The following is a 22,303-nucleotide window of genomic DNA, read 5'->3' as shown; positions in this document are numbered from 1 at the left end:
TCGGTGAGCCGTCCAACACCGCTTTGGGGAGGCACGGGCAGCTGTGTCGGGCAACTCGCGTTCTACTGCACCCTCTTCGGCCCTTCCGCCGGACGCGCCCGCCGCGACCGCGGCGGCCCACTGGCAGCGGCGGTTCGCCTCACCGGCATCAGCGACCCCGCTGCCGCTCGACCACCCCTACCCGGTGCGTCCCGGCGGAACGCCGCCGCGCGACCGCCGGACAGCCCCGCTCGGCGCGGACGCCGACGAGGACACCCTGCTCGCCGCCTTCGCGGCCCTCCTGCACCGCTACGCGGGCAGCGACGCCGCCGGCGAGGTGACGGTGGCTCACGACGGGCTGCCGCTGCGCGTCGCGGTCGACGACGGCACCCCCTTCGCCGAGCTGCGCGCCCGCGTCGCCGAGACCCGCGAGCAGGCCGCCGCCCACCGGCTGCCGACCGGTCAGCTGCTCGGACTGCTCACCGCGCCGCCCACCCGCGGCGGCGGACTGCTGTGCGCGGCGGGCTTCGGCCCCGCCCCCTGGGACGGCGGCGGCCCCCTCGACCTCGCCCTGTCCACGGCCGACGGCGAGGTGCGCGCCGACTACCGCGGCGACCTCTTCACGCCCGGCACCGCCGACCGGATCCTCGGCCACTACCGCACCCTCCTCGGCGACGCCCTCGCCCGCCCGGACACCCCCGTCGCGGACCTGGCCCTGCTGGAGACGGCCGAACGGCGGCGGATCCTCGCCGACTGGAACGACACCGCGCACGACGTGCCCGCGCGCACCTGGCCGCGGATGTTCGCCGACCAGGTCGCCGCCCGCCCCGGCGAGGTGGCCGTGGTCCACGAGGACGTGCGGCTCACCTACGCCGAACTCGCCGCGCGCGCCGGGCGGCTGGCGCACGCCCTCGCCGCCCGGGGCGCCGGCCCCGAGACCGTCGTCGCGCTGGCGGTACCGCGCTCGGCCGACATGATCGTCGCCGAGGTGGCCGTCCTGCTGGCGGGCGCGGCCTACCTGCCCGTCGACACCGACTACCCGCCGGACCGCATCGCGTACATGCTCGCCGACGCCGCACCCGTCTGCCTCGTCACCACCGCCGAGACCGTCCCCGACCTGCCCGCGGGCACCGACCCGCTGGTCCTCGACGACCCGGCGACCGCCGCGCAGATCGCCGGGCTCCCGGCCCGCGCCCCCGCGTCCGCCGCCGGGCTGACGACCGCGCACGCCGCGTACGTCATCTACACCTCCGGCTCCACGGGACGCCCCAAGGGAACGGTCCTGACGCACGCGGGAGTGGCCGGGCTCGTCGCGACCCAGCGCGAGCGGTTCGGCGTCGGACCGCACAGCAGGATCCTGCAGTTCGCCTCGCCCAGCTTCGACGTGGCCTTCTGGGACCTGTGCCTGGGTCTGCTCTCCGGCGGGCGGCTCGTCGTCGTGCCCGCCGACCGCCGGGTGCCCGACGCGACGCTCGCCGACTACGCCACCGAACACGGCGTCACCTTCATGATCCTGCCGCCCGCGCTGCTCGCCGCCATGCCCGAGGACGTGCACCTGCCGCCCGGCGCGACCCTGCTGGCCGGCACCGAGCGCGTCTCGCCCGAACTGGTCGGGCGGTACGCGCGCGGCCGGATGATGTTCAACGCCTACGGGCCCACCGAGGCCACCACCAACTCCACGCTGGGCCTGTGCGACCCGGACACCCCGCCCGGCGCCGTCGTGCCCATCGGGGTGCCCGACCCCGGCACGCGCGCCTATGTCCTCGACGGCCGGCTGCGGCCCGTGCCCGCCGGAGTCGTCGGCGAGCTGTACCTCGGCGGCGCGGGGCTGGCCCGCGGCTACCTCGGCCGTCCCGCCCTGACCGCCGAGCGCTTCGTCGCCGACCCCTTCGGCGCGCCCGGCGAGCGCCTGTACCGCACCGGCGACCTCGTGCGCTGGAAGGCCGACGGGCGGCTGGAGTTCCACGGCCGGGCCGACAGCCAGGTCAAGATCCGCGGCTTCCGCATCGAGCCCGGCGAGATCGAGTCCGTGCTGCGCTCCCACCCCGGTGTCGACCAGGCCGCCGTGACCGTCCGCGAGGACCGGCCCGGCGAGCGCCGGCTCGCCGCCTACGTCGTCCCCTCGCTCGACGGCGGGCGGGACGCGGCACCGGACGCGGGGGTCGCGGGCTGGAAGGAGCTGCACGACCAGCTCTACGCCGCCGCGGGCGCGGAGGACTTCGAGGAGAACCTCGCGGGCTGGAACAGCATGTACGACGGGCTGCCCATCCCGCTGTCCGACATGCGCGAGTGGCGCGACGCCACGGTCGAGCGCATCCGCGAACTGCGGCCCCGGCGCGTCCTGGAGATCGGCGTCGGCAGCGGCCTGCTGCTGTCCCGGCTGGCACCCGACTGCGAGGCGTACTGGGGCACCGACCTCTCGGACGAGGCCGTACGCGCCCTGTCCGCGCAGGTCACGTCCGTCCCCGCGCTCGCCGGCCGGGTCACCCTGCTCGCCCGTCCCGCCGACGACCTGTCCGGGCTGCCCGAGGGCCACTTCGACACCGTCGTCGTCAACTCCGTCGCCCAGTACTTCCCGGACGCCGACTACCTCACACGGGTGCTGCGCGGCGCCGCCGCGCTCCTGGCGCCCGGCGGAGCCCTGTTCGTGGGCGACGTCCGCAACCTGCGGCTGCTGCGCGTCCTCGCCGCCGCCGTCGAGGGCGGCCGGGCGGAGCGCGCGGGCGCCCCCGCCGACAAGGACGCGCTGCGCGCCGCCGTGGACCGGGCCGTCGCCTGGGAGGGCGAACTCCTCCTCGACCCCGACTACTTCACCGCCCTCGACGGCCTGGCCGCCGACATCCGCGTCAAACGCGGCACCCACCACAACGAGCTGACCCGCTACCGCTACGACGTCGTCCTGCGCCCGCAGCCCGCAGCACCCGCCGGAGCCCCGCCCGGCGCCGGAACGTCCGGCGCCACGACGCCGTGGGCGGCGCTCGGGTCCCTCGACGCACTGGACACGCTCCTCGCGTCCGCGGCCGGGAGGGTACGGGTGACCGGGATACCCAACGCGCGGCTCGCCGCGGACCTGGCCGCGCTCGCCGCGCTCGGGGACAGCAGCACGACCGCCGCCGGGCCGTACGGGGTGGACCCCGAGGACCTGCACACCGCCGCCGCCCGGCACGGCCGCCGGGCCGTGCTCACCTGGAACGGCGAGGCCGACGACGGCAGCCTGGACGCCGGGTTCGCCCCCGTGGACGACGCCCCGGCCCCCGCCCCGTACCGCCGGGGCGGCGGGCGCCCGACCGCGAACCGGCCCGCGCCTTTCCGCAACGTCGGCGCCCTGCTGGCGTCGCTGCACGCGCACGCCGCCGCCCACCTGCCGGACTACATGGTCCCGGCCGCCTTCACCGCCCTGCACCGGCTGCCCGTCACGCCCAGCGGCAAGCTGGACGCCGCCGCGCTGCCCGTCCCCGACCGCGCCGCGGCCGGCACCGGGCGCGCGCCCGCCACCGCGCGCGAGCGGCTGCTGTGCGAGCTGTACGCCGACGCGCTGGGGGTGCCCTCGGTCGGCGCCGACGACGACTTCTTCACCCTCGGCGGCGACAGCATCCTCGCCGTCCGCTTCCTCGTCCTCGCCCGGCGGGCGGGCCTGGAACTCACCTCCCGCGACGTCTTCCGGCACCGCACGGTTGCGGAACTGGCGCAGGTCGCCCGCACCGCCCCGGCCGCCGAGCACGCCGGCGACGGGACGCCGTGGCCGTCGCCCACCGAGGCGGAGACCGCCGCCCTGGCGGCCGCCGTGCCCGCCGTCACCGTCGAGGAGGTGCTGCCCCTCGGCCCGCTCCAGGAGGGCTTCTTCTTCCTCGCCCTGGCCGACGGCGCCGAGCGCGACACGTACGTCGTGCAGCAGGTCGTCGAGCTGTCCGGTCCGGTCGACGGCGCGCTGCTGCGCCGGGCCGCGCAGCGCCTGCTGGAACGGCACGCCCCGCTGCGCGCCTGCTTCCGGCAACTGCCGGGCGGCGGCCCCGTCCAGCTGATCGCCTCCGGCCTGGAGGTGCCCTGGCGCGAGGTCGACCTCACCGCGCAGAACGGCGCCGTGCGCGGCGCCCTCGCCAGGGCCGTCGCCGACGACGAGCGCGCCCGCCCCTTCGACCTGGCCGCCCCGCCGCTGCTGCGCTGCGCCCTCATACGCCTCGGCGCCGCCCGCAGCCGCCTGGTGCTGACCTTCCACCACATCGTCGCGGACGGCTGGTCCCTGCCGGTGCTGCACCGCGAGCTGCTGGCGCTGTACGGCGACACGCCCGCGCCGCTGCCGCCCGTCGCCCCCTACCGCGCGTACCTGCGCCGGATCGCCGCCGCCGACCGCGAGGCGGCCCGCGCTGCCTGGCGGGCCGCGCTCGCCGGGGTCGAGGAGCCGACCCGGCTGGTGGAGGGCCCGGCGGCGGCGGGTCCCGTCGAGCCCGCCCAGATCCGCGTCGAACTGTCCGAGCGCCTCACCGCACGGCTCGCCGCCCGCGCCCGCGAGCGCGGTGTGACCCTCGGCACCGTCGTCCAGGGCGCCTGGGGACTGCTGCTGGGCCGGATGACGGGCCGCCAGGACGTGCTGTTCGGCACCACCGTCGCCGGACGGGACGCCGCCGTCGAGGGCATCGAGTCGATGATCGGCCTGTTCATCAACACCCTGCCCACACGCCTGCGCTGGGCCCCCGCCGACACCCTCGGCGCACTCCTGGACCGGCTCCAGTCCGAGCAGGGCGAGCTGCTCGACCACCAGCACCTCGGCCTCGCCGAGATCCAGCGCACCGCCGGGCACGCCGGGAGCGGCGAACTCTTCGACACCCTCGTGGTGTTCGAGAACTACCCCGGCGGCTCCGGGCCCTCGGGCGTCACCGATCCCACCGGCACCCTCGCCGTCACCGGCCACGCCTTCCACGACGCCGTCCACTACCCGCTGGCCCTGATCGTCAAGCCCGGCCGCCGGCTGGACCTGCGGCTGAAGCACCACGTCCGGCGGATCGGCACCGAGGCCGTACAGGCGCTCGCCGACCGGCTCACCCTCGTCCTGGAGGCCCTGGCCGAACGGCCCGCCGCCCGGGTGGCCGACCTGGAGCTGCTCACCGCGGACGAGCTGGCCCGCGCCCACCCGGCGGGCGAGACCCGCGCCGTCCCGGACACCACGCTGGCCGCCGCCCTCGCCGCGCAGGCCGCCCGCACCCCGGACGCCACCGCGGTGGTCGCCGGGGACACCACCCTCACGTACGCCGAACTGCACGCGCGCGCCGCGGAGCTGGCGGTACGGCTGCGGGCCCGCGGGGCGCGGCGCGGGAGCTTCGTCGCCGTCGCCGTACCGCGGTCGGCCGAGCTGATGGTGGCGCTGCTCGCCGTGCTGCGGACCGGCGCCGGATACCTGCCGCTGGAACTGGACTACCCGGCCGACCGGCTGGCGTACATGCTCACCGACTCCGGCACCACGACCGTCGTGACCACCGCCGGCGCCGCCGGCCGGCTGCCGTCCGTCCCCGGCCTCGACATCGTCATCGCGGACACACCGGAGACCGCCGACCCCGCCCCGGCGGACGACCCGGCGCGGCCCGCACGCCCCGACGACCCCGCCCCGGCGGACGACCCGGCGCGGCCCGCACGCCCCGACGACCCCGCCTACCTCATCTACACCTCCGGCTCCACCGGCCGCCCCAAGGGCGTCGTCGTCACCCACCGCGCCGTCGTCAACCGCCTCGCCTGGATGCAGGGCGCCTACGGGCTGGACGCCGCCGACCGGGTGCTGCAGAAGACGCCGTCCGGATTCGACGTGAGCGTCTGGGAGTTCTTCTGGCCGTTGTGCGAGGGCGCGGCCGTCGTCCTGGCCGCACCGGACGGCCACCGCGACCCCGCCTACCTCGCCCGGCTGATCCGGGCCGAGGGCGTGACCACGATGCACTTCGTGCCCTCCGTGCTGGCCGCCTTCCTCACCTCCGACGACGTCGCCGCCGACCCGTCGTGGGCCCGCGGCCTGCGCCGCGTCTTCAGCAGCGGCGAGGCCCTGCCCGTCGCCGCCGCCCGCGGCTGGACCGCGCTGACCGGCGTGCCGCTGCACAACCTCTACGGCCCCACCGAGGCCGCCGTGGACGTCACCCACCACGCCTACGACGACACCCGCGACGGCGCGGGCGGCGCCACCGCCGTGCCGATCGGCAGGCCCGTGTGGAACACCGGGCTGCGCGTCCTGGACGCCTGCCTGCGCCCGGTGCCGGACGGTGTGCCCGGCGAGCTGTACCTGACCGGCGTCCAGCTGGCCCGCGGCTACCACGGGCGCCCCGCGCTCACCGCCGAGCGCTTCACCGCCGACCCGTACGCCGACCGGCCCGGCGCCCGCATGTACCGCACCGGCGACCTGGTGCGCCGCCGCCCCGACGGCACCCTGGACTACCTCGGCCGCACCGACCGCCAGGTCAAGCTGCGCGGCAACCGCATCGAACCCGGCGAGACCGAGGCCGCGCTGACCGCCCTGCCGTCCGTGGCGCAGGCCGCCGTCGTCGTCCGGGAGGGCCGGCTGGTCGGCTACGCGGTCCCCGCGCCCGGCGCCGCCCTCGAGCCCGCGCTGCTGCGCGCCGCCCTCGCCGACGCGCTGCCCGCGCCGCTGGTGCCCGAGGCGTACGTCCTGCTCGACGCCCTCCCGCTCACCCCCAACGGCAAGCTCGACCACGCCGCGCTGCCCGCCCCCGAGGCCGCGCACGCCCCGCGCCGGGAGCCGGAAGGACCGCTGGAGCGCCGCCTCACCGAGATCTTCGCGGCGGTCCTCGGCACCGACGACGTGGGCCCCGACGACGACTTCTTCGCGCTCGGCGGCGACAGCATCAGCTCCATCGGCGTCGCGGGACGGGCCCGCGCGGCCGGTCTCCGCCTCGACCCGCGCGCGGTCTTCACGCACCGCACCCCGGCCGCCCTGGCGCTCGCCGCGGGCACGGCGCCCGCCGCCGGCACCGGGCCCGCCACCGCGGAGGGCTTCGCGCTGGACGAGGCCGGGCACGCCCGGATCCGCGCGCTCGCCGCCCCCGCCGCGGTCACCGACGTGTGGCCGCTCGCCCCGCTCCAGGAGGGCCTGTTCTTCCACTCGGCCTACGACCGGGGCGCCCTGGACGTCTACACCGTCCACGAGACCTTCGACTTCGCCGCGGGCCTGGACACGGCACGGCTGCGCGCCGCAGTCCGCACGCTCCTGGCCCGCAACCCGGGCCTGCGCGCGGGCTTCACCAGCGACGGGCTCGACCGGCCGGTGCAGTTCGTCGTCGCGGACCCCGGCATCCCGCTGGACGAGGTGGACCTCACGCACCTGCCCGCCGACGAGCAGGACGCGCGGGTCCGCGAGCTGACCCGTGCCGAGCGCGAGCGCCGCTTCGACCTGTCCGCGCCGCCGCTCTTCCGGCTGCTCCTGCTGCGGCTCGGCGCGGCCCGCGGCGACCGGCTCGTCATCGGCCGCCACCTGATCCTGTGGGACGGCTGGTCGGCGTGGCTCCTGCTCGACGAGCTGTTCGCGCTCTACGCCCGCGGCGGCGACGCGGCCGCGCTGCGCGCCCCCGGCAGCTACCGCGACTACCTGACCTGGCTGGACCGGCAGGACGACAGCGCCGCGACCGGGGCCTGGCGCACCGCCCTGGCCGGTCTGGAGGAGCCCACGCTGCTCGCCCCGGGCGCCCCCGACGGCCTGGAGCCCGTCATCCCCGACCAGCTCGACGCTCGGCTCCCGGCCGCACTCGGCGACCGGCTGCGGGAGACCGGCCGCGCCCACGGCCTCACCCTCAACACCCTGCTCAGCGCGGCCTGGGGCCTCACCCTGGCCGCCGCCACCGGGCGCACCGACGTCGTGTTCGGCACCACGGTCGCCGGCCGGCCCAGCGACGTCCCCGACGTCGAGCACATCATCGGGCTGTTCCTCAACACCGTGCCCGCCCGGATCGCCCTCGACCCCGCCGAACCGGTCCTCGGCCTGCTGCGCCGCGTCCAGGACACACGTCTGGACCTCATGCCGTACGAGCACGTCGGCCTCGGCGTGCTCCAGGCCGAGAGCGGCCACCGCAGGCTCTTCGACACGCTGTTCGTGCTCCGCAACAGCGACACCGAGGCGCGGCTCGCCCGGCTCGCCGAGCGGTACGGCGCCACCCCCGTCGCCAACGTCGACGCCACCCACTACCCGGTCAACCTCGTCGTCACCCCCGGGCAGCGCGTCACCGTCACCCTCACCCACCGCCCCGACCTCGTCCCGGCCGCCCGCGCCCAGGCCCTCCTGGACCGCTTCACGCTGCTCGTGGACCGGCTGACCGCCGACCTGACCGCCCCCGTCGGCTCCCTCGACCCGCTGCTGCCCGCCGAGCACGCGGCCCTGCGCGACCAGTGGGCGCTCAGCAGGGTGCCCGCCCCGCAGGACACCGTCGCCGACCTGCTCGCCGCCCAGGCCGCCCGCACCCCGCGGGCACGCGCCCTGGTCTTCGGCGAGCGCACCATGACCTACGCCGAACTCGACGCGGACGTCGACCGCCTGGCCCGGCTGCTGGCCGCCCGCGGGGCGGGCCCGGAGCGGACCGTCGCGCTCGGGCTGCCGCGCTCCCTGGACACCGTCGTCGCGCTCTTCGCCGTCCTGCGCACCGGTGCGGCCTACCTGCCGCTGGAGCTGGACCACCCCGCCGAGCGGCTGTCCCTGATGCTCGCCGACGCCCGCCCGCTGCTGCTGCTCACCACCACGGCCGTCTCCGCGACCCTGGAGCCGCAAACCCCGCGGCTGCTGCTCGACGACCCCGCCGTCCGCGCCGAACTGGCCGCGCAGCCCGCCACCGCGCTGAACCGCCGGTTCAGCCTGGACCACCCCGCGTACGTCATCTACACCTCCGGCTCCACCGGCCGCCCCAAGGGCGTCGTCACCCCCTACAAGGGGCTGACGAACATGCAGCTCAACCACCGGCAGGAGGTCTTCGGGCCCGCCGTGGAGGCGGCGGGCGGGCGGCGGCTGCGGATCGCGCACACCGTGTCCTTCGCCTTCGACATGTCGTGGGAGGAACTGCTGTGGCTCGTCGAGGGCCACGAGGTGCACGTGTGCGACGAGGAGCTGCGCCGTGACGCCGACGCGCTCGTGGCCTACTGCGACCGGCACCGCATCGACGTCGTCAACGTCACCCCCACCTACGCCCGGCTGCTGATCGACCAGGGCCTGCTGGAGGGCCATGTGCCGCCGCTGGTGCTGCTCGGCGGCGAAGCGGTGCCGGAGACGGTGTGGAACGCGCTGCGCGACACCGAGGGCACCTACGGCTACAACCTGTACGGGCCCACCGAATACACCATCAACACCCTCGGCGGCGGCACCCTCGACAGCGCCACCCCCACCGTCGGCCGCCCCATCCGCGGCACCCGCGCGCACATCCTCGACCCCTGGCTGCGCCCGGTCCCCGACGGCGTGCCCGGCGAGCTGTACATCGCGGGCATCGGCCTGGCCCGCGGCTACCTGGACCGGCCGGGCCTGACCGCCGAGCGCTTCGTCGCCGACCCCTTCGGCGCACCCGGCGAGCGCGCCTACCGCACCGGCGACCTGGTGCGGCGCCGCCCGGACGGCACCATCGACTTCCTCGGCCGCACCGACGACCAGGTCAAGATCCGCGGCCACCGCGTCGAACCCGGCGAGATCGAGACCGCCCTGAGCCGCCACCCGCTCGTCTCCCAGGCCGCCGTCGTGGTCCGCGACGAGCGCCTGGTCGGCTACGTGGTGCCCGCCCCGGGCGGCTCCGGCGACCGCGCCGCGGCCGAGGCCGCCCAGGTGGGCGAGTGGCAGGAGATCTACTCCGACGAGTACGAGGAGATCGGCACCGCCGTCTCCACCGAGCGCTACGACGGCTGGGACAGCTCCTACGACGGCCGCCCCATCCCGTTCGCGCAGATGCACGAGTGGCGCGAGGCCACCCTCGCCCGCATCCGCGCGCTGCGCCCGCGCCGCGTCCTGGAGATCGGTGTCGGCTCCGGCCTGCTGCTCTCCGCCCTCGCCCCGGACGCCGACGCCTACTGGGCCACCGACTTCGCCGCGCCCGTCATCCGCAAGATCGGCGAGGAGGTGCGCCGCGACCCCGCGCTCGCCGCCAAGGTCGAACTGCGCTGCCGCCCCGCCGACGACCTGTCAGGACTGCCCGCCGGGCACTTCGACACGATCGTGATCAACTCCGTCGTCCAGTACTTCCCGAGCATCGGCTACCTGACCGCGGTGCTGCGCGGCGCCATGGAACTGCTGGCGCCCGGCGGCGCACTGTTCGTCGGCGACGTGCGCAACCTGCGGCTCGCCCGGACCTTCCACACCGAGATCCAGCGCGCCCGCGGCACCGCCGCCGCCGACCTGCCGCAGGCGGTGGAGCGGGGGCTGCGGCTGGAGAAGGAACTCCTGGTCGACCCCGACTACTTCACCACCCTCGGCTACGGCGTGGACCTGCGCACCAAGCGCGGCCGCCACCACAACGAACTGACCCGGCACCGCTACGACGTCGTCCTGCACGCGGGCGACCCGGACGTGCGGCTGGACGCGGCACGGCCGGTGCCGTGGACGACCGCGGAGGACCTGGCGCGGCTGCTCGCCGCCCCCGGGAAGGAACCGCTGCGCGTCACCGGCGTCCCCGACGGCCGTACGGCCGAAGGCGGCATCGACCCGGAGGCGCTGCGCGACCTGGCCGCTGGCGCCGGGTACCGGACGCTCACCACGTGGTCGGCCCGCACCGGCACGTACGACGCCGTCCTGCTGACCGGCGAACCGCGGCTGACCGGCGGCCTGTTCCGCCCCGGCGGCGGCACGCCCCCGTACGCCAACGACCCCACCGCCGCCCGCGAGGCGAGCGCCCTGGTCCGGCGGCTGCGCGCGGACCTGGGCCGCGAGCTGCCCGACTACATGGTCCCGGCCGCCTTCGTCACCGTCGACGGCCTGCCCATGAACGCCAACGGCAAGCTCGACGTGCGCGCCCTGCCGGACGCCGAGCCCGCCGTCGCCCTCGGCGGCGGCCGCGGCCCGCGCACCCCGCGCGAGGAGGTCCTGTGCCGCCTGTTCGCCGAGGTGCTCGGGCTGCCCGCGACCGGCGCCGAGGACAACTTCTTCGACCTCGGCGGCCACTCGCTGCTCGCCACCCGGCTCATCAGCCGCGCCCGCACCGACCTGGGCTCCGAACTCGCCATCCGCGACCTGTTCGAGGCCCCCACCCCGGCGCTGCTCGCGCTGCGCGCCGGGAGCGACACGCCCGCCCGGCCGCCGCTCACGGCCGTCGCGCGGCGCCCCGCCGACGTCCCGCTGTCGGCCGCGCAGCAGCGGCTCTGGCTCGTCGAGAGCCTCGGCGCCACCACCTCCGCGGCGCCCGGCGGCGGGGGAGCGGCGTACAACTTCCCGCTCGTCGTCCGGCTGCGCGGGGCCCTCGACCTCGACGCCCTGCGCGCCGCCCTGGCCGACCTGACGGCACGCCACGAGTCCCTGCGCACTCTGGTGGCCGAGCACGACGGCACACCCGTCCAGCGGATCCTGCCCGCCGACCGGGCGCGGCCCCCGCTCACGGTCACCGACTGCGCACCGCGCGAGCTGCCCGCCCTGGTCGCCTCCGCCCAGCGCAGGCCCTTCGACCTCGCCCGTGAACTGCCGCTGCGCGCCGACGTCTTCCGCGTCGCGGCCGACGACCACGTCGTCGCCCTGGTGCTGCACCACATCACCACCGACGAGTGGTCCGACCGCCCCTTCCTCGCCGACCTGGACACCGCCTACGCCGCCCGCGCCGCCGGGCACGCCCCCCGGTTCGCGCCCCTTCCGGTGCAGTACGCCGACTACACCCTGTGGCAGGAGGCGCTGCTCGCCCGGGTCGGCGAGCGGCAGCTCGACCACTGGACGCGGGCGCTGCGCGGCGCGCCGCACGAGCTGGCACTGCCCCTGGACCGGCCGCGCCCGGCCGAGCCGACCGGACGCGGCGCGGTCGTGCGCCGCGAGGTGCCGGCCGGGACCGGCCGCGCGCTGCGCGACCTGACCGCCGCCACCGGCACCAGCATGTTCATGCTGCTCCAGGCCGCCACCGCCGCGCTGCTGCACCGCCTCGGCGCGGGTGACGACATCCCGCTCGGCGCGCCCATCGCGGGCCGCACCGACAGCGGCCTGGACGACCTGGTCGGCTTCTTCGTCAACACTTTGGTGCTGCGCACCGACCTGTCCGCCCCGGACGACGGGAGCGAGCTGACCTTCCGCGGCCTGCTCGCCCGCGTCCGGGAGTTCTCGCTCGCCGCGTTCGAGCACCAGGACATCCCCTTCGAGCGGGTCGTCGAAGCCCTCAACCCGCCCCGCGCGGCCGGGCGCAACCCGCTCTTCCAGGTCATGCTCGGCTACCACCACCGCCCCGGCGGCGACCCCGGCACGGTGCTGGGACTGCCCGCCGACTGGTACGACATGGACACCGGCACCGCCAAGTTCGACCTCGACTTCACCTTCGTCGACGCCTCGGACACCACCGGCGGCGTCACCCTGCTGCTGGAGTACGCCACCGACCTCGCCGACGAGGCCACCGCGGAACTGCTCGCCGAGCGGCTCGTCCTGCTGCTCGACCGGGCCGCCCGCACCCCCGACGCCCCGCTCGCCGATCTGGACCTGCTGACCGAGGACGAACGGGCGGGCGCGACCGGCGCCTGGAACGCCACCGCGCACCCTGTCGAGACCCGTTCCGTCCCCGAGATCCTCAGCGCCACCGCCCGCCGCCACCCGGACCGCACCGCCCTGGTCACCGGCCCCGAGGACGCCCCGCGCCGTACCACCTTCGCCGAACTGGAGACCGCAGTCCGCGAGCTGGCGGCGCTGCTTCGCTCCCACGGCGCCGGACCCGGCGCCGTCGTCGGCCTCGCCCTGCCCCGGCACGCGATGGTCCCCGCCCTGCTCGGCGTCCTGGCCTCCGGCGCGGCCTACCTGCCGCTGGACCCCGCGCTGCCGCCCGGACGGCTGGAGTTCATGCTCGGCGACGCCGCACCCGTGTGCCTGCTCACCACTCCGGCGCTCGCCGGGCGCCTGCCCGCCGCGCCAAGGATCCCGCGGCTGCTGCTCGACGCCGCGCGCCCGGCCGCCGCACCGGCCGCGGAACTGCCGCCCCCGCACCCGGCGCAGGCCGCGTACACCATCTACACCTCCGGCTCCACCGGCCGCCCCAAGGGCGTCATCGGCACCCACCGCGGCCTGAGCAACCTCTACGGCTCCCACCTGCGCGACCTCGTCGCCCCCGCCGTCCACGACACCGGCCGGGACGTGCTGCGCGCCCTGCACGCCGCCTCCTTCAGCTTCGACGGCTCCTGGGAACCGCTGCTGTGGCTGCTGGCCGGGCACGAACTGCACGTCGTCGACGAGCCGGTCGTGCTGGACCCGGCCGCGCTGCTGCGCCGGATCGACCGCGAGCGCGTCGACTTCGTCGACCTGACGCCCACCTACCTGCGCGAGCTGCTGCACCACGGCTTCCTGGCACCCGGCAGCCACGTCCCCGCGGTGCTCGCGGTCGGCGGCGAGGCGACCCCGCCCGCGCTCTGGCGGCGGCTGACCGCCCTGCCCGGCACGGCCGTCCACGACCTGTACGGCCCCACCGAATGCGCGGTCGACGCCTACGGCTGGCACCGCACCGCCGCCCCGGACGGCCCGGCCGACTGGGCGGCCCCGCTGGACAACATCCGCGCCCACGTCCTGGACGCGCGGCTGCGCCCCACCCCCGTCGGCGTGCCCGGCGAGCTGTACCTCGCCGGTGAGGGCCTGGCCCGCGGCTATCTCGGCCGCCCCGCCCTGACCGCCGAGCGCTTCACCGCCGACCCGTACGGCGCCCCGGGGACGCGCATGTACCGCACCGGCGACCTGGTATGCCGCCGCCCCGACGGCACGCTGGTCTTCCTCGGCCGCGCCGACGGCCAGGTCAAGCTGCGCGGCTTCCGCATCGAGACCGGCGAGGTCGAGTCCGTCCTCGCCGCCCACCCGGCGGTGTCCGCCGCGGCCGTCGTCGTCCGCGACGAGCGCCTGGTCGCGTACGTCGTCCCGGCGGCCGCAGGCACGACGGGCCCCGCCGACGACCCGGCCGACGCGCAGGCCGGGGACGCCGACGGTACGGACGGCAGCGCTGCCCCGGGCGCCGGGGCGAGCTCCGGCCAGGCCGCCGCGTTCGAGGACGCGCTGCGGCGGCACGCGGCCGCCGCGCTGCCCGAGCACATGGTGCCCGGGGCGTTCGTGGCGCTGGACGCGCTGCCCCGCACCGTCAACGGCAAGCTCGACACCGCCGCGCTGCCCGCGCCCGAGCCGGTCGCCGCCGCGGGCGCCTCCCGGGCGCCGCGCAGCGCCCGGGAGGCGATGCTGTGCGGCGCGTTCGCCGCCGTCCTCGGGGCCGAACGGGTCGGGCCCGACGACGACTTCTTCGCCCTCGGCGGCCACTCGCTCGCCGCGATGCGGCTGGTCAGCAGGATCCGCACCGCGCTGGAGAGCGGCCCCGGCGCCGCGCCCGGCGTGGCGATGCGCGACGTCTTCGACGCCCCGACGCCCGCCCGGCTCGCCGCCCGGCTGGACGCGGGCACCGCCGTCGCCCGGCCCGTGCTCGCCGCCGCGCGACCCCGCCCCGAGCGGCTGCCGCTGTCCTTCGCGCAGCGGCGGCTGTGGCTGCTGCACCAGGTGGACGGGTCCGGTCCGGCCTACACCGTCCCCGCGCTGTGGCGGCTCACCGGGACCCTGGACACGACGGCGCTGGAGGCCGCGCTCAACGACGTGGTCGCCCGGCACGCACCGCTGCGGACCCTCTTCCCCGCCGTGGACGGCGTCCCCCACCAGCACGTCCTGGCACCGGGGGAGGCGCGCGTCCGGCTGGCCACCGCCCCCTACGGGCAGCTCGCCGCCGAGGCCGCCCGCCCCTTCGACCTCGCCCGCGACCTGCCGCTGCGCGCCGTGCTGGCCGCGGACGGCGCCGGGGCGGACGAGCACCACCTGCTGCTGCTCCTGCACCACATCGCCACCGACGAGTGGTCGGACCGGCCGTTCCTCGCCGACCTCTCGGCCGCCTACGCGGCCCGCACCGCCGGACGCGCCCCCGAGTGGGCTCCGCTGCCCGCGGCCTACGCCGACTACACGCTCTGGCAGCGCGAGCTGCTGGAAGCCGACGGGCCCCGCCTGCTCGCCCACTGGACCGGCGCCCTCGCCGGGCTCCCCGCCGAGCTGGCGCTGCCGGCCGACCGGCCGCGCCCGGCGGAGTCCAGCGGACGCGGCGGCACGGTCGGCTTCACCGTCCCGCCCCAGCCGGCGGCCGGACTGCGGGCGCTGGCCCGCGACCACGGCGTCAGCATGTTCATGATCGCCCAGGCGGCCGTGGCGGCGCTGCTGCACCGCCTCGGGGCGGGCGACGACATCCCGCTCGGCGCCCCGGTGTCCGGCCGCGCCGACGAGGCCCTGGAGGACCTGGTCGGATTCTTCGTCAACTCCCTGGTGCTGCGCACCGACCTGTCCGGCGACCCGACCTTCGCCGAACTGCTGGCCCGGGTCCGGGAGACCGACCTGGCCGCGTACGAGCACCAGGACCTGCCGTTCGAGCAGCTGGTGGAGGCCCTCAACCCCGAGCGGTCGCTCGCCCGGCACCCGCTCTTCCAGGTGATGGTCGTCCACCTCCCCGCCGGACAGGAGGGCCCGGCGCTGCCCGGTCTCACCGCCCACCGCGAGAGCCTCGGCCAGGACACCGCCAAGTTCGACCTGAGCTTCGACTTCGTCGAGCAGGGCGACGGCGGCGGCATCCAGGGCTGGATCGAGTACAGCGCCGACCTCTTCGACGCCGGGACGGCCGGACTCCTCGCCCGCCGCACCGAAGCCGTGCTGGAGCAGATCGCCGCCGACCCCGGACGGAAGGTCGGCGCCCTCGACGTCCTGCGCCCGGACGAGCACGCCCTCGTCCTGACCGGCTGGAACGACACCGCCCACGCCGTGCCCGGTGACACGCTGCCGGAGATGTTCCGCGACCGGGCCGCCCGCACCCCCCAGGCGGTCGCCGTCGAGTTCGAGGACACCTCGCTCAGCTACGCCGAACTCGACGCCCGCGTCGAACAGTTGGCCCGCACCCTTGCCGCGCGCGGCGCGCGCCCCGAGGCGGTCGTCGCCGTCGCCCTGCCGCGCTCCCTCGCGCTCGTCGTGGCGCTGCTCGCCGTGCACCGCGCGGGCGCGGCCTACCTGCCGCTGGACACCGGCCACCCGGCCGAACGGCTGGCCCACATGCTCGGCGACGCCCGCCCGGTGTGCCTGGTCACCACCGAGGGCGTCGCCCTCCCGGAGACGGCCGTGCCCCACCTCGCCGTGGACGCCGGGGGGCTGACCGCCGAGCCCGCGCGGGCGCCGCTGCCGTCCGGGTACGACCCGCGCCACCCGGCGTACGTCATCTACACCTCGGGCTCCACCGGCCTGCCCAAGGGCGTCGTCGTGCCCCACCAGGGCATCGCCAACCGCCTGCGGTGGATGCAGGACACCTACCGGATCGGCGCGGGCGACCGGGTGCTGCAGAAGACCCCGGCCGGTTTCGACGTGTCGGTGTGGGAGTTCTTCTGGCCGCTCGTCACCGGCGCGACGCTGGTCGTGGCCCGCCCCGGCGGCCACCAGGACCCCGCCTATCTGGCCCGGCTCGTCCGGGAGCGGGGCATCACCACCGCGCACTTCGTGCCCTCGATGCTGCGCGCCTTCCTCGACGAGCCCGCCGCCGCCGGATGCGGCGGGCTGCGCCAGGTGATGTGCAGCGGCGAGGCGCTGCCCGCGGCGCTGGCCGCCCGCTTCCACCGCGTCCTGCCCGGCACCCGCCTGCACAACCTGTACGGCCCCACCGAGGCGTCCGTCGACGTCACCGCCCACGAGGTGCCCGCCGACCCGGTCACCGTGCCGATCGGCCGCCCGGTGTGGAACACCCGCGCCTACGTCCTGGACGCGGGCCTGCGCCCCGTCCCGCCGGGCGTGCCGGGCGAGCTGTACCTGTCCGGCGTCCAGCTGGCCCGCGGCTACCTCGGCCGCCCCGCCCTGACCGCCGAGCGCTTCACCGCCGACCCGTACGGCGCCCCGGGAACGCGGATGTACCGCACCGGCGACCTGGCCCGCTGGACGCGCACCGGGGAGCTGGAATACCTCGGCCGCACCGACGACCAGGTCAAACTGCGCGGCTTCCGGATCGAGCCGGGCGAGGTCGAGGCGGTGCTCGCCGCCCACCCCGGCGTCGCGCACGCGGCCGTGGTGCTCCGCGACGACCGGCTCGTGGCGTACGCCGTCCCGGCCCCCGGCGCGGTGCCGGACCCCGCCGCGCTGCGCGCGCACGCCGCCGCGGTCCTGCCCGACCACATGGTCCCGGCCGCCGTGGTCGTCCTCGGCGCGCTGCCGCTGACCGGCAACGGCAAGTTGGACCGGCGCGCCCTGCCCGCCCCCGACTTCGCGGCCGCGGCCACGGACACCGCCGCGCGCACACCGCTGGAGCAGACCCTCTGCTGCCTCGTCGCGGAGGTCCTCGGACTCGAACGCGTCGGTGTCGAGGACGACTTCTTCGCGCTCGGCGGCGACAGCATCGTCGCGATGCAGCTCATCGCCCGCGCCCGCGCCGCGGGACTGGCGCTCAGCCCGCGGGACGTCTTCCGCCACAAGTCGGCCGCAGGCCTCGCCACCGTGGCGGCCGCGCACGTCCCCGGCGGCGGGCCCGTGGCGGACACCGCCCTGTTGGACCTCACCGACGCCGAACGGGCCGAGACCGCCGCACTGCCGCCCGGCACCGAGGTGCTGCCCGTCTCCCCGCTCCAGGCCGGGCTGCTCTTCCACGCCGCCCTGGACTCCGGCGACGACGGGCCCGACGTCTACACCGTCCAGGTCACCCACGACCTCGACGGCCCGCTCGACGCCGAACGGCTGCGGGCCGCCGCGCAGGACCTGCTGGACGCCCACGAGAACCTGCGCAGCGGCTTCCGCCACCTGTCGTCCGGGCGCCCCGTCGCGGTCGTGCCCCGCACCGCGGTGCTGCCCTGGCGGCGCCTCGACCTCACCGGGGACGGCACCGGGCAGGAGTGGCAGCGGCTGCTGCGCCAGGAGCGCCGCCGCTTCGACCCCGAACGCCCGCCGCTGCTGCGGCTGCTGCTCGCCGAGGTCGGCCCCGACCGGCACCGCCTCGCGCTCTCCCACCAGCACCTGCTGCTGGACGGCTGGTCACTGCCGCTGCTCACCGCCGAGCTGTGGGCGCGCTACGAGGGCCGGACCCCGGCCCCGGCCGCGCCCTACCGCGCCCACCTGCGATGGCTGGCCGCCCAGGACACCGCCGCGTCCGCCGCCGCCTGGGCCGGGGCGCTGGCGGACCTCGCCGAGCCCTCCCGGCTCGCCCCCGCCGACCCCGACCGGGCCGCCGCCGTCCCGCACACCCGCACCGTCGAGCTGGACACCGCGGCGACGGCGGAGCTGGAGGCCTTCGCCCGCAGCCGCGGCGTCACCCTCAACACCCTGGTGCAGGCCGCCTGGGGCGTGCTGCTCGGCCGCCTCACGGGCCGCGACGACGTCGTGTTCGGCGCCACCGTGGCGGGCCGCCCGCCCGAGCTGCCCGGGGCCGAGACGATGATCGGCCTGTTCATCAACACCGTGCCGGTCCGGGTACGGATCGACCCGGCCGAGAGCGCGGGCGACCTGCCGGTACGGCTCCAGGACGAGCAGTCGCGGCTGATCGCCCACCAGCACCTGGGTCTGGCGGACATCCAGCGGGCCGCCGGGCTCGGCGAACTGTTCGACACGCTCGTGGTGTTCGAGTCCTACCCGGTCGCGGACGACGCCGGGCACCCGTCCGGCGACGCCCCGGCCGCGACCGTCCGCGCGCACGAGGACTCCACCCACTACCCGCTCGCCTGGGCCGTCGAGCCGGGCGAACGGCTGCGGCTGACCGCGGAGTTCCGCCCCGACCTGTTCGAGGCGGCGACCGTCCGGCGGATCACGGCGGCGCTGGCACACCTGCTGACCGCGATGGCCGCCGACCCGGACCGCCCGGTCGGCCGCCTCGACCTGCTCGCCCCGGCCGACCGCGGGACCGTCCTGGAGACCTGGAACGGCGCCGCCCTGCCCGTGCCGGGTGGCGGGCGCACCGTCCCCGCGCTCCTCGCCGACCGGGCGGCCGAGTTCCCCGGCGCCGTCGCCGTCACCGACGGCCGCACCACCTGGACCTTCGCCGAACTCGACGCGCACACCGACCGGCTCGCCCGCGTACTGGCCGGACACGGCGCCGCGCCCGAGCGGATCGTGGCCCTCGCGCTGCCCCGCACCGCGGGCCACATCGCCGCGATCCTCGCCGTGATGAAGGCGGGCGCCGCCTACCTGCCCCTCGACCCCGACCTGCCGAGGGCCCGGCTGGAGAGCATGCTCGCCGACGCCGCCCCGGTGCTGGTCCTCGCCACCCGGGAGACCGCGGCCGCCCTGCCGCCCGGCACCGGCGTCCCGGTGCTGCTGCTCGACGAGCGCGCCGAGCCCGCGCGGCCCGCCGGAGGGCTCCCGGAGGCCGACCCCGTCGCCCCGGGGCCCGCCCACCCGGCGTACGTCATCTACACCTCGGGCTCGACCGGCCGCCCCAAGGGCGTCGTCGTCACCCAGGGGGGCCTCGCCAACCTCTTCCACAGCCACCGCCGCGACCTGCACGAGACGGCCCGGCGGCTGACCGGGCGGCGGCACCTGCGGATCGGCCACGCCTGGTCGTTCTCCTTCGACGCCTCCTGGCAGCCGCAGCTGTGGCTGCTGGACGGCCACGCCCTGCACATCGCCGACGACGAGACCCGCCGCGACCCCGACCTGCTCACCGCCTTCGTCCGGGACCGCGGCATCGACTTCATCGAGGTCACCCCGTCGCTGCTGGCCCGGATGGCCGACAGCGGCCTGGTCGGCCCGGACGGCGACTGCCCGCTGGCGGTCGCCGGATTCGGCGGCGAGGCGGTACCGGAGTCCCTGTGGACCCGGCTGGCCGCGCTGCCCCGCACCGAGGCGTTCAACCTGTACGGCCCGACCGAGGCGACCGTCGACGCCCTCGTGGGGAGGGTGCGGGGCAGCGCCCGCCCGGTCGTCGGGCGCCCCGTCCACAACTCCCGCGCGTACGTGCTGGACACCGCCCTGCGCCCGGTTCCGCCCGGTGTCACCGGCGAGCTGTACCTGTCGGGCCCGGGTCTGGCCCGCGGCTACCTGGGCCGGCCTGCGCTGACCGCCGAGCGCTTCACCGCCGACCCGTACGGTGCCCCGGGGACGCGGATGTACCGCACCGGTGACCTGGCGCGCTGGACCGAGGACGGCCTGCTGGAGTTCGCCGGGCGCACCGACGACCAGGTCAAGATCCGCGGCTACCGGGTCGAACTCGCCGAGATCGAGGCCGCGCTCGACACCCACCCGGCCGTCACGCACAGCGTGGTCGTCGCCCGGGAGCACCGGCCGGGCGTACGCCACCTCGTCGCCTACGCGGTCACCGGACCGCACGGCCGGGAGGAAGAGGCCGCGGACGGCGCCGCCCTGCGCGCGCACGCCGCCGCGGTCCTGCCCGACTACATGGTCCCGGCCGCCGTGGTCGTGCTCGACGCGCTGCCGCTGCTGTCCAACGGCAAGCTCGACCGGGCCGCACTGCCCGCCCCGGACTTCACCGCGGCGAGCGGCGGCCGGGCCCCGGCCGGCGCCACCGAACGCGCGCTGCGCGACCTGTTCGCCGACGCGCTCGGCCTGCCCGCCGAGGAGCTGGGCACGGACGACGACTTCTTCGCCTTCGGCGGCGACAGCATCGTCGCCATGCAGCTCGTCGCCCGCGCCCGCGCCGCCGGATGGAAGGTGACGCCCCGCCAGGTCTTCCAGCACCGCTCGGTCGCCGCGCTGGCCGCCGTCGCCGTGCCGCTCGGCGCGGGCGAACGGCAGGCCGTCCACGACGACGGCACCGGCACGGTCGCCCTCACCCCGATCATGCGGGCGCTGCTGGAGCGCGGCGGCCCGCTGGCCGCCTACCACCAGGCCGCCCTGGTCCGCACCCCCGCCGGGCTGACCGAGGCCGGGGCGAGGGCCGTGCTGGCGGCGCTCATCGCGCGCCACGACATGCTGCGGGCCCGGCTGGTCCGCGAGCCCGAGGCCGCGCTGCTGGTGCCGCCCGCCGGCGGCACCGGCGCCGCCGACCTGCTGGTGCGCGTCGACGTCGGCGCGGTCGCCGACGACGACGCCGGGCTGCGGGCCGCCGTCGCCCGGCACGCCGCGACCGCCCGGGACGGGCTGGATCCGGACGGCGGCGCGATGGTGCGCGCGGTGTGGTTCGACGCCGGGCCCGACCGCCCCGGGCGGCTGCTGCTCCTCGTCCACCACCTGGTGGTCGACGGCGTCTCCTGGCGCGTGCTGCTCCCCGACCTGGAGGCCGCGTGGGCCGCCGTACGGGACGGGCGCACCCCCGAACTGCCGCCCGTGGAGCTGTCGTTCGCCCGCTGGAGCGGCCTGCTCGGCGCCCACGCCACCGACCCGGCCACCGAGGACGAGATGCCCTGGTGGACCGCGACCCTCGCCGAGGGCGCGGCCCTGCCGCTGCCCGGCGCCCTCGACCCCGCCCTGGACACGGTCGCCGGCACCGGCTACCTGTCCGTCACACTGCCCGCCGAGGTGACCGGGCCGCTGCTCGGCGCGGCCCCGGCCGCCTTCGGGGCGAACGTCAACGACGTGCTGCTCACCGCCTTCGCGCTCGCCGTCGCCGACTGGCGGGCCGGGACGCTCGGCGCGGGGGAGCCCGGCGGCCCCGTGCTGGTGGACCTCGAAGGCCACGGCCGCGAGGAACGGTTCGCGGGCGACGCGGACCTGTCCCGTACGGTCGGCTGGTTCACCAGCGTCGTGCCCGTACGCCTCGACCCCGGCGCCGCAGGCCCGGACGCCCTCGCGGGCGGCCCCGCGCTGGACGACGCCCTGGCCCGCGTCCGCGACCACCTCGCCGCGCTGCCCGCGGCCGGTCTCGGGCACGGTCTGCTGCGCCACCTCAACCCGGCGACGGGCCCGCGGCTGGCCGCGCTCGGCGAGCCGCAGATCGAGTTCAACTACATGGGCCGCTTCGGCCACGGCGAGACCGCCGACTGGTCCTACGCCCCCGAGGAGGACGCCGCCGACCTCGACGCCGACCCCGGCATGCCGATGTCCCACGCCCTGACCCTCAACGCCCTCACCCAGGACCGCCCCGACGGCCCGCGGCTGACCGCCCACTGGGCCTACGCGACCCGGCTGCTGACCGAGGAGCAGGTGCGCGACCTCGCCCACGGCTGGTTCCGCGCCCTGGAGGCGGTGGTACGGCGGGCCGCCGCCGTACGTCCGCCGCAGTAG

Annotated in this window: 1 protein-coding gene; it reads left to right on the top strand. The window is 77.1% G+C overall.

Annotation, left to right across the window (positions count from 1 at the left end):
• Positions 1–43 precede the first annotated feature (43 nt).
• The gene (locus tag ACWERV_RS26480; protein ID WP_452937467.1) at positions 44–22,303 is read left to right on the top strand and encodes a non-ribosomal peptide synthase/polyketide synthase; all 22,260 of its coding nucleotides are present in this window, start codon (positions 44–46) and stop codon (positions 22,301–22,303) included.

The organism is Streptomyces sp. NPDC004031 (assembly GCF_053604375.1).
Note: the sequence above shows the minus strand (reverse complement) of the source record. Positions and strands in the feature narration are given on the sequence as shown.